The following is a 13,129-nucleotide window of genomic DNA, read 5'->3' on the forward strand; positions in this document are numbered from 1 at the left end:
CCACCCCTAGCGCGTGTGTTTGGGATCGAGCGCGTCCATGATCCCATCACCCAATAAGTTAAAGCCCATCACGGTCAAAAAGATCATTCCACCCGGGAAAATGATGAGCCAGGGGGCTGTGTTGCGGTATTGCATCGCGTCTAAGAGCATCGCTCCCCACTCTGGCGTGGGAGGTTGTGCGCCCAGTCCCAAAAAGCTTAAACCAGCAGCCTCTAACACTGCAGAGGCAAAACCCATCGTGGCTTGCACGATGATGGGCACGGCGCAGTTAGGAAAAATAACTTTAAACATGAGGCGCAAATGTCCTGAACCATTAACCTTAGAGGCAATGACATATTCTTTCTCTCGTTCGGCCAAGACAGAGGCACGCACAATGCGCGCAAAGCCCGGAATGCCCACGATTCCAATCGCTAACATAGCATTAAATAGGGAGGGTCCCAAAATCGCCACTACGATAATAATGAGCAAAATAGAGGGCAAGGAGAGCATTAAATCCATAAGGCGCATGATGATCATATCAGTCCGTCTGCCAAAATAGCCTGCCACCAGTCCTAGCACAATGCCAAGAGAGAGAGAGCGATCCCTATGGAAACCACTCCGATCGTCAGTGAAATGCGCGCGCCATAGAGCAGGCGGGTGAAAACATCGCGCCCCAAATCATCTGTGCCAAGCAGGTGTTTAGAACTCCCTCCAGCCTCCCAAACAGGTACTTTTAATCTCTCTTGGACATTTTGGGCATAGGGGTTATGTTCGGTGAGTGCGGGAGCAAACAAAGCGCAGAGGATCAAAAAAAGCACGATCCAAGCCCCCACCACTGCTGCTTTATTCTTTTTAAACTGCCCCCAAAATTCTGTAAAGCGTTCCACTATGAGAGCCTTATTCTAGGGTTGATAAAGGCATATAAAATATCCACAAGCAAATTAGCTGTGATGAAAATCACCGCCACAATGAGACTAGAAGTTTGGATAATAGGAAAATCGCGCTGGTTGAGAGCATTGACCATCCACTTACCCACCCCCGGCCATGAAAAGGTGGTTTCTGTTAGAATGCTCCCTCCTAGCAGGCCGGCAAGCATCAAACCTACAACGGTGGTTACCGGGATAAGCGCGTTACGCAGGGTATGGATAGCGATCACTCTAAAAGGAGAACAACCCTTAGCTTTAGCCGTGCGCACATAGTCTTCTTTGGCCACTTCAAGCATGCTAGCTCTCGTCATGCGCGCGATAATGGCGGTGGGAATGGTAGCTAGAGCGGTGGCAGGCAAAATTAAATGCTTGAGCGCGTCTACAAAAGCCTCATAATCATGGGCTAGCAGGCTGTCAATCAGATAAAAACCTGTAGGACCGTCTAGGTAGAATTGATCGCTCAAACGCCCATAAGTTGGAAACCAACCCAGTTTGACACCGAAAAAATAAATGAGCATCAAACCCAGCCAAAAGACCGGCATGGACACCCCGGCAAGAGCTAGGCTCATGCTAGTGTAATCAAAGAAGCTATAGCGTTTAATAGCGGCCAAAATGCCGACAAAAAGCCCTAAAATGATCGAGATGATTAGCGCGCTCAAAGAGAGCTCGATAGTGGCCGGGAAGCGTTGCAAGAACTCTTCAATCACGGGCTCGCCAGACATAAAGGACTTTCCAAAATCGCCATGAAAAATGTGGTTGATATAGAGAAAATACTGCTCTAAGAGAGGTTTATTTAGCCCCATTTGCTCCCGCAAGGCCTCTACAGATTCCTTGCTAGCATGCTCGCCTAAGATCATCAAGGCAGGGTCGCCGGGCACCAAGTGCACCATCGCAAACACAATGATAGTTACCCCAAAAAGGGTGGGGATAGTCCAAAGAATCCGTTTGAGAATAAAACTTAACAAAGAGGCTTCCCTGCGATTTTATTTATCAAAATAAAAATTCGCAAAGCGGTTAAGTTGCACCCCCGTTAACTTGAGACCTTTGAGACTAGCCAAATGCGGGATAATTTCATCCGGATAAACTAGGGGTATCCATGGGACATCTTTATGAAAAATGACCTGCGCCTCTTTGTAGAGTTTGGTGCGCTCGCGTTCATCTGTTACCCCTTTGGCGCGAGTCACTAAATCTGAGTAAGCGACACTCTTATAGAAAGAGTGATTTTGTGAGGGAATCTGTAAGGCGGCGTGCTTGCTCCAAAGGGTGTAGAGGAAATTATCCGGATCGCCCGTATCAGCGCGCCAACCACTGAAAGCCATCTCATGCTCACCCATAGCCATCTTTTTTAGATATGCTCCCCATTCTAAAAACTCAACTTTAACTCTAACGCCTATTTTAAGAAGTTGCGCTTGGATGAACTCGGCCGCCTGTTTTCTATGGCGCGAGGCTGTGTACAGAGTGGTGCTAAAACCATCTGGATACCCTGCTTGTTTTAAAAGTTGTTTGGCTTTATCTGGATCATAGGGATAAGGTTTAATGTCTGTATTATAGCTCCACATGCCCGGTGGTAGGGGATTAACCGCCTTTTTGGCGTAGCCCTCGTAGACAACTTTAATGTAATCATCAAGATTGATAGCGTAATTGAGTGCTAGGCGCACCAAACGATTACTGAAAGGCTTCTTTTGAGTGTTAAGACTGATCCAAGAGACCATGAGCGCAGGGTCTTTGTCCACCACCACATTAGGAAGACTCTCTAAATTGGCGACTTCACTATGATTAGGCGCGCTGATCATAGACACTTCACCCTTTTGTAAGGCCAACACTCGAGAAGAGGGGTTGGGAATAACGCGAATAACGACTTTATCCAAGTAGGCCTTAGGACCCCAATATTGATCGTTTCTGGTTAGAATCACCCTTTCATCCTTGATCCAAAGGGCAAATTTGAAAGGGCCTGTGCCAATAGGCTTTTTTGAAAGTTCTGCCTCTTTGTTTTGGCTTGCAAGATAATTGGCATAATCCGCGCTCAAAATAGAGAGAAAATCCATACCTAAATCCGCTAAAAAAGGAGCTTCAGGCTTATTGAGAGTGATTTTGACAGTGTAGTCATCTAAAGCTTGGACATCCTTGATAATGCTCGACATATTCATGCTTTCCCAATATACATACCCTCTTCCATCTTTGTAATAGGGCTTATTGGTCTTCATCTGGCGCTTGAAAGAAAAGAGCACATCCTTAGCTTTAAACTCAACTTTTTTGTTCCAATATTTGGTTGTGTGGAAATAAACGCCTTTTCGCAGGTGAAAAGTGTAAGTGAGACCATCCTTGGAAACTTCCCAACTCGTTGCCAAAGAGGGTTCAATTTCTGTAGTGCCGTATTTAAAACGCACCAAAGTTTCATAGATATTGCTTGTGGTGGCGTAACTCTCTCCATCGGTTACTAGGGCTGGGTCCATGCTCGAACCATCTGCGCCTCTAGCATAGATCAAAGTCCCCCCAAATTTGCCGGTAGCCCCCAAAATTCCCCCTAGCAACCAAACCCAAAAAACCCCCCACAACAAGCCTCTCATATTCACTCCTACTCTCCCCCTCCTTAAAAGGATGATCTAATTTTGATCTTGTTGCGCTAACACGCTCACTTTCTTGCGTTCTTTGTCTTTGTAGCTAAAGTGCACAAAACCATCGACCAAAGCAAAAAGTGTGTGATCTTTGCCCATGCCGACATTTTTACCCGGATGCACCTTGGTGCCCCTTTGGCGCACGATGATATTGCCTGCTCTGACAAACTCTGAGCCAAACTTTTTAACGCCTAAGCGTCTTCCTGCAGAATCTCTATTATTCTGTGTACTTCCCTGACCCTTCTTGTGTGCCATTGACTGCTCCTTATGCTACGATCTTTGTAATTTTAACGCGGGTAAAATCCCGTCTAAAACCTCTTTTGGTTTTGCTATCTTTACGGCGGCGCTTTTTGAAGACGATCACTTTTTTACCCCGCCCCTCATTGATCACTTCCGCTTCAACTTTTGCTCCACTCACTAGGGGAGTGCCATAAACAACGCCACCCTCTTTGGACACTACCAACACTTGATCTAATTCTAAATGCGCCTTGGGCTCTAAACTAAGCTTGTCCAATAAAACAATATCGCCCTCTTGCACTTTATACTGCTTGCCCCCGTTTTTAAACACTGCATACATGGCAAAATCCTAAAAACAAAAATTTTAGCTTTCATTTTAACACGAAAAAGCTTAAAAAAAGTTGCCATACATGGCATACATCTTGCATGTTCATTATGATAATTCAGATAAAAGGGAAGTTATGCGTATCAGTGATAGCGGTCGCTACAACCAAATGAACTATTACCAAAATACCTTGCAAAATAAGCTCAACACCGCTAATACCAAGATCGCTTCAGGGCTCAAGATTCAAAATGGCTATCAAGATAGCAATATCAATGATCAAAATCTCAAATATGGTTTTGAGGAAAACACCCTCGATCAAAATATCGATGTCGCCAAGAGTGCCCACACTTCAACACTCAACACCGACAAAGCGTTGAGCGAACTCTCTAGCACAATGGAACAATTCAAAACAAAATTAATCCAGGCTGCTAGCGATGTGCATTCTAACACCTCGCGCCAAGCTATTGCTCTCGATCTAGAAAAACTTAAAGCGCATATGATCAATGTCGCCAACACTTCCATTGGAGACGAATATCTTTTTGCGGGCAGCAAGGTGGATCGTAAGCCTTTTGATTCTAAGGGAAATTACTATGGTAATGATGAAAATCTTAACGCATTGGTGAGCTCAAATAATCTTGTGCCCTACAATGTAACCGGTAAGGCCCTCTTTTTAGGAAAAGACCTCGACAAACAAAAACACATCACTACCAATATTAAAATGTTTAACCAAAGCAAGTTGCACCCAGATATTATGGACGCGCTCAATAGAACTGCTGAACCTCAGGAAGTTTTCATACAAACTGGGGACACTCTGCGCGATCTCATTGGGGATAACGATGATGATCCCAGTAATGACTCTAAAGAATATTTTTACTTGCAAGGGGTGCGCCCTGACGGAGGTGCTTTTAAAGCAAAGTTTGCCCTAGATAAAGCCTACACTAAAAAAGAAGATGCCACGACAGTCAACGATCTACTAGATCAAATTGGACGCGCTTATGGTAACACTTCAGATAACAAAGTTGTGGATGTTAGCTTGAATGCGTGGGGAGAAATTGAGATCAAGGACCTAACTACCGGAAACGCCACGATTGATTTTCATATGATCTCTAGCGATCGGGATGTGGATAATTTAGAACAGCTACGCACGAGCAACGCGCGTGTTACAAGCTATGTCAAAAGTCCTTTTTTGACAGATCGCAGCCTCTCTAGCTTGCAAGGTGTGAGTAATCCCTACGATCACCGCATTTTAGACCTCTCGAGTCCATTTATCACTCAAGATAACACCCCAGCCAATCGCAACACCAAACTCAGCGAGATTTTAGGCCCTAGCGCCACTTCTTTAGAAATTAGTGGCACACGCCCCAATCATAAAGATGGCACCATCGATCCCACACCTTTAGAACCCATTGTTTTAAGCGTGGATTTAACTCTGCAGGATGTGATGAACACAATCAAGGCGCATTTTGGGGGTGATTTGCAAGTAGAACTCTCTGAGGATGGGCGTTTACGCCTAATTGATAAAAACATCAAAAACCAAGCCCATGATAGCAAAACACCTCCCTTTGATGGCGCGCATGGTCTAAGTCTTAAACTAAGAACTTTGGATGGCAAGGGAAAAAAGGTCAAAGCCCTGCCTACAGATTATGCGAATGAATACCAAAAAACCTACTTCACCCATAACGGAGCGCACTTGGTGGGCAATATCTCCCAAGTGATCCCTAAGACTATGGACTACGCCACTGGCGCAACCAAGCTCTCTGAGGTGATGGGCACACAGATAGGTGAGCAAAGCTACATTCTTAAACTCAGCGATCACAATGGAATACCCCTAGAGGCTAAATTAAATTTAGAAAACCAAGGGGCATTTTTGGAATTGCCTAGCAAAAGCGGAGGCGCGCCCTATAAAATTCCACTCTATAACCGCAATGACAGCACGCCCACTCTCACTAAGCCCAATGATTTTACCTACCGCCAACTCATGGACGCAATCACTTTGGCAATGGACTATAGCAATCAAGACGCAAAGTCCTACAAACAAGCCCAAGCCCAAGCTCCCTCTCAAGAAAGTAAGAAAGCCTTTTTATCTTTGCTAAAACAAGCAGACACGCGGGTGGATGTGCGTTTAAATGAAAATGGGCAAATGACTATCCAAGATAAAATGCGTTCTAAAACCTTGATGCAATTCATGTTATTTGACGCTAAGGCAGATGACTTTTCAGCAGATCTGATCAAAAAAGACACCCCCTCTATCCGCTTGAACGCTAACAATGCGCTCACCATTGATCAACCCCATATCAACTTTTTTAAACAGCTAGATGGGGTGATTGACTCTGTACGCAGTGGGATTTATCGCCCCGATGCCCTGCAAGGCAACTACAACGAACAAATGCGCAATTTGGGGATTCAAAATAATATCGAGTTGGTAGATCACTTGAGCGATCACATCGAAAAGATTATCGCCACCAATGGCGCGCATAGCCGTAGCTTTGCCCATATCTTAAGACGCAACGAGGTGCTTAAATCCCAAGTGCAAGCTATCCGGGGCGACACGGTGGGCACGGACATCGCCGAAACTTATAATAAGTTTTCTCAATTGCGCAATAATTACGATGCTGTGCTCTCCTCAAGCAGCAAGATCAACCAAATGGGTTTAACACATTATCTTTAGCTAGGGGTTGATCACCCTGCCTTTAAAAAGCAAATACCAACTTAGCCCATTGGCGATTTGCATTTTGTCTGTAAGCTCTTTGCCTAATTGCAAATCTGCAGGCAGGTTTGCGCCTTTTGTGCGTTGGTGGTCCTTAACATACAGGAGCGGGGCGTTATCCATATACAAAAAGTCTAATTTGCTTGTTTGGCTTTGCGCCCCCACGACATCAAAACCTAGCGCAAAATTCTTGGATTGCCCCCACACAAAGGGTTTTCTCTGTTCGCAATTTTGAGAGGAATCCTCATTGCTAAAAAGAGGCTTGCCAAAACTCACATATTCATAGTCCTTTGGAGCGACAAGTTCCATAATCGTAGCGGGAATGTCGATGTGCGATCCTACGCAGGTGGCAAGCTTAGGGTTTAGACTTGGGGCATAGAGGATTAAAGGCACGCTTTTAGTCCAAAAGTAATTATCCTTAGCAAGGGTAAAACTGCGATCAAAATGATCGCCCGTGATGATGAAAAGCGCGTTGGGGAATTTAGCACTCGCCTTTTTAATAAAATCTACTAGGATTTTGTCATACCAAAAGATGTGCCCTAAAAAGTTAGCGCTTGGCATATTTTTATCATTGGAGTTTTTGACAAAGGTTTCAATTTTTTCTACAGGCACGCCAAAGGCTTTTAGATTGACATTGCGGGTGGGGTGGTTGCTTAAAGTCATCACCATGCTAAAAGTTTTCTTGTTGATAGGGGTGTTTTTAAGGATGTAGTCAAACAAGATATTGTCATGCACACCCCAATTACTCTCTAGGGGTTGTGGGTAGGCCTTAGGATTGATCTTTAGCTGTTCTTTGGCGAAATCCAGTAGGTATGTGTTGAAGATAAAATGCGCAAAGCCTTGTTTTTTAGTAAAGCGATCAAGGCGATTCCAAATCCCACTGCCTCCATAATAAAAGGTGTTTTCAAAACCAAGATTTTTCATTTGGTTGCCAATGGCGGTGGGCAAACTTGGAATGTTCACGCCCATATTGACGAAATTCGTATCGTTGATGTTAAAAAGTCCGGTGATCTGCACATCTAAGCTTTTCACCGTGCGTTTTGCGTTTTCTAAAAATAGGGGGAAAATAAAACCATGTTGTCCGTCATTGAGGCTTTTGAGCGCGTGTGTGAGACCAATAGAGTCAAATTGGGGGTCAAAATGCCATGAAGAGAGCGACTCGGACACGATATAGAAAACATGGGTAATGGTAGGGAGTTTGGGATTTTGGCTCGTGTGGGTTAAAAGCTTGTAGAGATCAAGAGGGGTCTTAGTGTCTTTGGGGAGATTAAAGTAATCAATGCCTGCTTGTAGAGGGCTTTTGGAAGTGAAGTCAGAAAAGTGGACATGATGACTTTTTCTATAGTCTTTAAAAACTAAGTAAAGATCGCGAAAAGCCCCCGGAGTAATTTGGCGCAAAAAGGGATTTTGAACGGAGTGAGCAATGAAATCTAAAGACACGCCGGTTAAAGCTAGGCGGGAGTTGATGGAAACAAGCATAAAAAGGGCCAAAACACACATAGCCCCACCAAGTGTCCATTTAAGAGGCAGGGCAAGAATCAGAGTGTATGAGGGTTGAAGGACACGATAAAGATAAGCACTTAGCACACTCAAAAACACCCAAATCAAAAGTTTTGTGCCAATAAAATACTCACCTGTAAAGGCCATACCCAAAATAACTTTTGGACTTTCTGTAAAAATTTGTAAAAGATTGCTATCAAAGACATCTCCATAGATGCCATAAAAAGTAATGTTAGCTATTTGCAAGAAAAGACATAAGCTGAGTGCAAAATACGCAAATCCACGGAGCACTTTAGGGCGGATTTTAAACGGACTAAGAAGTCCCAAAAGCAAATAAATAAGTCCAAGGGCAGCCACAATTCGATTATCGTATTTTAGACCACTCACTAATACCTGTCCTATTTGATCCAAGTGCGCGCTAGCGTGCACCAACGCGCCCTTGTAGATGCCCATATAGGCGATAAAACCCAGACGCATTAGGACAAAAAAAGCCGTGCAAAAGAGGCTAAACACCAAAGTGTCAAGCACAAGAGTTAGGAATTGTTGCCCTCTTTTAGAGCTAGAGAATACAACACGCATTAGTAAGGTTTGCGGGCTTTTAATTCTGCAATGTCTTTAGCATAGGTCTTTAAACGCGCTTGGGTGATGCTCTGATCCATTTTTTGCATCACGGATTTAAAAATTGTGTTGAGGGCTTTTTTGATGGCATCATTGGAGTTATCCTTACCTTTGTAGAGGGAACTTAGCAACCCTCCAGTGTGTTCGGATTTGCTAGACTTGATAAAGGGCTCTTTAATGTCGATTTCGCTCAAATCGATCAAAAACGAATCTACAGACTCCCCACTTAGAGGTTCTACAAACACAACCTTAAGGTAGCCCATCGCGACAAGATTACCTTTCATCACATCCATACCACTAGAAAAAATGAGCCCGGGGCTGGATTTTTTCTGCTCTGTGGTTTTGGGATCGGGACGCAAGACAATTTCTCCGGTGGTTTCTAATGCCAAATACCCATCGCGCCTTTGTGCAAAAGGCAAATCGTTTTTATCGCTCACATCTACAAGAGCGACCTTATAGCCTTGATTTTTAAGGAGTTCTTGGATTTTCAAAACAATTTGTTGTCTAAATTTAAGTTCGTATTCTCTAGCGATATTGTCGCTGTATTGTAAAACGGGTTTGAGAAGAATGACCTCTTGATTAGTGATTGGGGCTTGGTGCGCGCTGGTTTGGTAGGCTAAACGCAAAGGCACTTGATTGGTAACAATGATGTTAGGGCCACAACCAGCCAATAAAAACACCAACCCTACACTCGTTAAATACCGCTTCCACGCCATTCTCACTCCTTATTTCTAAAATATTCTCCATTTTTTCCCCCACTTTTGTGTTCCAGATAAATCTCTTGTATGGTCATCGATTTATCCAAACCTTTTACCATGTCATAAATCGTCAAAAGCCCTACACTCACCCCGCTTAAGGCTTCCATTTCTACCCCCGTCTGTGCTTGGCATTTTACTCTAACTTTGAGAATAAAGGCGCATTCTTCTTCTTTTTCCACTATATCCACATGGATGCCTGCAAGAGGCAAGGGGTGGCACATAGGAATGAGCGCGCTGGTTTGCTTGGCTCCCATAATTGCTGCGATGATCGCCGTCTGCAACACAGGACCTTTTTTAACTTGATTGTCTAAAACCGCTTGATAGGCCTGTTTACTCATGCAAATTTTGCCACACGCTAACGCAACCCTAACGCTCCGATCTTTGGAGCTGACATCCACCATAGTGGGATTATTATGAGAATCAAGATGGTTAAACATTACTTGCGAGGACGAAAAACCTGAATGTGATCTGAGTTAGCCTCAATGTAAGCCCCTCCAATTAAATCAATACAATAGGGAATAGCTGGAAACACCGCCTCTAAGCATTCTCTAATACTCTTGGGCTTGCCGGGCAAATTGACAATGAGGCTTGATCCTCTAATGCCCGCTGTTTGTCTTGATAAAATGGCTGTGGGGACATACTTTAAGCTGGCCGTGCGCATCAATTCCCCAAAACCGGGCAACATTTTAGAACACACTGCCTGTGTGGCCTCTGGGGTTACATCTCTTGGCGCAGGTCCTGTGCCCCCTGTGGTAACAATAAGATCGCATTGTGCATCGCTTAGAGCGATCAGTGTTTGCTCAATAATGTCCTGCTCATCTGCAATGAGGTGATAAACGAAGCTCAGAGGATTTAAAATATATTCGCGTAACACCTCTTGGATAGCCACCCCGCTTTTATCCTCATAAACTCCCAAGCTAGCGCGATCGCTAGTTACCACAATCCCTACTTTAACCTCTTTCATGCTAATAACCCGCTTCCTTTCAAGGGGTGGCTTTGATCTTGAGCATAAATCCTCTGCCCCTCCTTAAGTTCGTATTTCCAAATGGGGGCGTTGTGTTTAAAATCCTCAATAAAGAGAGCGTACATGTTTAGGGCTTCTTTTCTATGCGCAGAAATTAAGCCAACCATGTAAGAACTTTGGCCCACTTCCACATCTCCCTTAGCATGTGCCATGCACAACTTCACGCCCACTTCATAGCCCCGTTGCTCCCACGCACTAAACCATGTCTGCAATAAGGGTAAATGCACATCAAAGCTTAAGCCTTTAAAATTTTGCCCTTCGCCCCGCACTATGCCGGTAAAAACACACAAAGCCCCCGCGTTTTTCTCTTGGCAAAGCCTCTCCCATTTGCTATAAAGTTTAGCGGTGTTCAAAGCCCCATCAAAGACTTCTAGCACCCTCAACCTCCACACACGGGGGGCAAGAGCACAATATGATCCCCCTCTTTTAAAGGAGTATGCAGATCGTCTATTAAAACCCCATTGAGAGCGACTGCGCTAATAGACAACCAAGGCTTCAGGCTTTCTTTTTGAGCTAAAATCTCTCTAAGCGCAAGCAAACTACTCACTTCAAGCTCTAGGCTAGCTTCTTGAATAGGGCCCAAAAACTCCACGCGCACCATTAGAGCAGATGCCCCATCTTATTTTTCTTGGTTTCTAAATACTGCGCATTGTGGCAATTACTGGGCACAATGATACTATGCCGCTCCACTTTCACAAACGCGCTTAAAGCTTCTACTTTTTGGGGATTATTGGTTAAAAGACAGATTTCTTGAATGCCGTAGTGTTCTAAAATATCTTTTACAATGTCATAATCGCGCTCATCATCTTTAAAACCAATGGCGCGGTTGGCCTCGATAGTGTCATAGCCTTGATCTTGCAAGGCGTAGGCGTTGATCTTATTAAAAAGACCGATTCCTCGCCCCTCTTGGCGCAAATAAATGAGCATGCCTCCTTGTGGATGGGCTTGGATTCTCTGCAAGGCCATGGCTAATTCTTCGCCACAATCGCATTTTTGCGATCCAAAAACATCCCCGGTCAAACATTCTGAGTGCAAGCGCACCAGGGGAGGACTAGACAGATATGAGGTAAACACCACGAGGTGGTCAAAACTCTGCCCCTCTCTTGTCTCTCTAAAAGATTGGATGCGAAATTCCCCAAACTTAGTGGGTAACCCCGCTTCACTAGAAATTTGCACAAAACGCTCCATAAATTACCTTTTTGAGCCAAACATTCTACCACGCAAAAACAACATTTTGGTAAAAATTACTTAATTTTTCTTGAAAGTATTTTTATTATGAATACCAAGTATTTTAGCTAAACCTGAATTTTGAATCAAAAAGCCAATAAAATCCATGCCAAAGAGAGCCACAGCACCTAAACTCTTAAACCCACATAACTTTTTTTGGCGGTTGTGAATATGGTGGGTTGCATGGAAAAAAAGCTCCCCAACCAAAGGCCCTAAAGTGGGGGTGCAAATGAGATCTTGCCAGCTGGGAATCTCCACAAAAGCCTCTAAACCATACTCCCAAAAAAAAGTGGACACCAAAAAAGTAAAGAAAATACAAGCGCGCTTGCAATACCCCGCAACTCTAGCCTGCATGTAATAAATCGCGCCAAAATAGGGGTGCAAGACCCAATTAAAAATGAAGAGATCGCGATCCATCTGCGGCCCTAGTTCCACATTGATAGCCCAACTATGCAGTCCAAACTTTTCTTTGCTCCAATGTGTTACACTCTCAGGCATCAAATAAAGCCCCACAAGCCCTAAAAGAAAGGCTAGAGCTAAGATTCCAACACTGATACACAAATACCTTAGGCGATCGTTGGGGGTGTAACCTGCCATGAAAGAATCCAAAGATGGCACAACACACCTTAGTTTTTTACGATTTTTGCAAAAGAAAACTTTAAAATCCATTAGGATTTTCTTGTTAGACTTCGCACTTTGGAGGATAAAATGGCTATTTTAGGTAAACTCAACACTTTAGAGCACTTGTTTAGAAAAACTAGAGAACTTGAGACACTTTATAGTTATCTAACAAATATGCTTACAAGTGAGCATGCATGGCATCAGGCTTTACGCAATCAAAAGGAAGGATCTAGTAAGCGTCCCCTAGAGCATGGCATGCATGCGATGGAAATCGTTTATCGCCCCACGCAAGATGGGGTTTTAGAGACGCATAGGGCGTATGTGGATTTTCTCTTGGTGGTAGAGGGGAGCGAGCTCGTGCTTTGGAACGACATTACAGATTTGAAGGTGCAAGATTCCTATGATGCCAGCATAGATCGCCAAACCTACTACGCACACTCTAATCCATGCGCTATTCCCATGCATGCGGGGATGCTAGGAATTTTTATGGATTATGATGCGCACACCACGCGCCCCATGGATTCTAAGCTTGTGCGCAAGGTTGTGGCCAAAGTGCCTAAAGAGTTGATTAAATTAAAGTTATAAGGTGAGT

14 protein-coding genes and 1 pseudogene are annotated in these 13,129 nt (G+C 44.1%); 2 read left to right on the forward strand and 13 right to left on the reverse strand.

What is annotated here, in order from left to right:
* Window positions 1-6: 6 nt before the first annotated feature.
* The 5 genes and pseudogenes from HFELIS_RS02715 to rplU all read right to left on the reverse strand — a co-directional run bounded on the left by HFELIS_RS02715 (window position 7) and on the right by rplU (window position 4,097).
* A pseudogene (locus HFELIS_RS02715) lies at window positions 7-866 on the reverse strand (ABC transporter permease).
* The gene (locus HFELIS_RS02720; protein ID WP_013469007.1) at window positions 866-1,870 is read right to left on the reverse strand and encodes an ABC transporter permease; all 1,005 of its coding nucleotides are present in this window, start codon (window positions 1,868-1,870) and stop codon (window positions 866-868) included. The pseudogene HFELIS_RS02715 and the gene HFELIS_RS02720 overlap by 1 nt, the downstream one beginning before the upstream one ends.
* A gap of 18 nt (window positions 1,871-1,888) precedes the next feature.
* Complete coding sequence (locus HFELIS_RS02725; RefSeq protein ID WP_013469008.1) at window positions 1,889-3,472, reverse strand: ABC transporter substrate-binding protein; 1,584 nt, start codon at window positions 3,470-3,472, stop codon at window positions 1,889-1,891.
* Between the two features lie 36 nt (window positions 3,473-3,508).
* Complete coding sequence (gene rpmA / locus HFELIS_RS02730) at window positions 3,509-3,775, reverse strand: 50S ribosomal protein L27 (RefSeq protein WP_013469009.1); 267 nt, start codon at window positions 3,773-3,775, stop codon at window positions 3,509-3,511.
* Between the two features lie 10 nt (window positions 3,776-3,785).
* The gene (rplU, locus tag HFELIS_RS02735; protein WP_013469010.1) at window positions 3,786-4,097 is read right to left on the reverse strand and encodes a 50S ribosomal protein L21; all 312 of its coding nucleotides are present in this window, start codon (window positions 4,095-4,097) and stop codon (window positions 3,786-3,788) included.
* Between the two features lie 121 nt (window positions 4,098-4,218).
* Between rplU and flgL the strand changes: the two genes are divergently transcribed.
* Entirely contained in the window at window positions 4,219-6,750 is a 2,532-nt protein-coding gene (flgL, locus tag HFELIS_RS02740) for a flagellar hook-associated protein FlgL (protein WP_013469011.1), read from the forward strand.
* On the opposite strand, the gene HFELIS_RS02745 is transcribed toward flgL, so the two are convergent.
* Genes HFELIS_RS02745 through HFELIS_RS02780 form a run of 8 tightly spaced genes read right to left on the reverse strand, consistent with a single transcriptional unit; the run spans window position 6,751 to window position 12,534 of the window.
* Window positions 6,751-8,868, reverse strand: coding sequence for an LTA synthase family protein (locus HFELIS_RS02745; protein ID WP_013469012.1), 2,118 nt, complete (start codon window positions 8,866-8,868; stop codon window positions 6,751-6,753).
* Complete coding sequence (locus HFELIS_RS02750) at window positions 8,868-9,623, reverse strand: HpaA family protein (protein ID WP_013469013.1); 756 nt, start codon at window positions 9,621-9,623, stop codon at window positions 8,868-8,870. The genes HFELIS_RS02745 and HFELIS_RS02750 overlap by 1 nt, the downstream gene beginning before the upstream one ends.
* Window positions 9,624-9,625: 2 nt before the next feature.
* The gene (moaC, locus tag HFELIS_RS02755) at window positions 9,626-10,102 is read right to left on the reverse strand and encodes a cyclic pyranopterin monophosphate synthase MoaC (RefSeq protein WP_013469014.1); all 477 of its coding nucleotides are present in this window, start codon (window positions 10,100-10,102) and stop codon (window positions 9,626-9,628) included.
* The gene (mog, locus tag HFELIS_RS02760; RefSeq protein ID WP_013469015.1) at window positions 10,102-10,629 is read right to left on the reverse strand and encodes a molybdopterin adenylyltransferase; all 528 of its coding nucleotides are present in this window, start codon (window positions 10,627-10,629) and stop codon (window positions 10,102-10,104) included. Before mog ends, moaC begins: the two co-directional genes overlap by 1 nt.
* Window positions 10,626-11,066 carry a molybdopterin synthase catalytic subunit gene (locus tag HFELIS_RS02765; RefSeq protein WP_013469016.1) on the reverse strand — a complete coding sequence of 147 codons (441 nt, stop codon included), beginning with the start codon at window positions 11,064-11,066 and terminating at the stop codon, window positions 10,626-10,628. The genes mog and HFELIS_RS02765 overlap by 4 nt, the downstream gene beginning before the upstream one ends.
* 2 nt (window positions 11,067-11,068) lie before the next feature.
* The gene (locus HFELIS_RS02770) at window positions 11,069-11,290 is read right to left on the reverse strand and encodes a MoaD/ThiS family protein (RefSeq protein WP_013469017.1); all 222 of its coding nucleotides are present in this window, start codon (window positions 11,288-11,290) and stop codon (window positions 11,069-11,071) included.
* Window positions 11,290-11,877, reverse strand: coding sequence for a GTP cyclohydrolase II (ribA, locus tag HFELIS_RS02775; RefSeq protein WP_013469018.1), 588 nt, complete (start codon window positions 11,875-11,877; stop codon window positions 11,290-11,292). Before ribA ends, HFELIS_RS02770 begins: the two co-directional genes overlap by 1 nt.
* Before the next feature lie 60 nt (window positions 11,878-11,937).
* Window positions 11,938-12,534: a DUF3943 domain-containing protein gene (locus HFELIS_RS02780; RefSeq protein ID WP_231844193.1), complete on the reverse strand. Its 597-nt coding sequence runs from the start codon at window positions 12,532-12,534 to the stop codon at window positions 11,938-11,940.
* Window positions 12,535-12,624: 90 nt separating this feature from the next.
* Between HFELIS_RS02780 and HFELIS_RS02785 the strand changes: the two genes are divergently transcribed.
* Window positions 12,625-13,122, forward strand: coding sequence for a YhcH/YjgK/YiaL family protein (locus tag HFELIS_RS02785; RefSeq protein WP_013469020.1), 498 nt, complete (start codon window positions 12,625-12,627; stop codon window positions 13,120-13,122).
* Window positions 13,123-13,129 lie beyond the last annotated feature (7 nt).

It is taken from the genome of Helicobacter felis ATCC 49179 (genome assembly GCF_000200595.1).
Lineage (GTDB): Bacteria > Campylobacterota > Campylobacteria > Campylobacterales > Helicobacteraceae > Helicobacter > Helicobacter felis.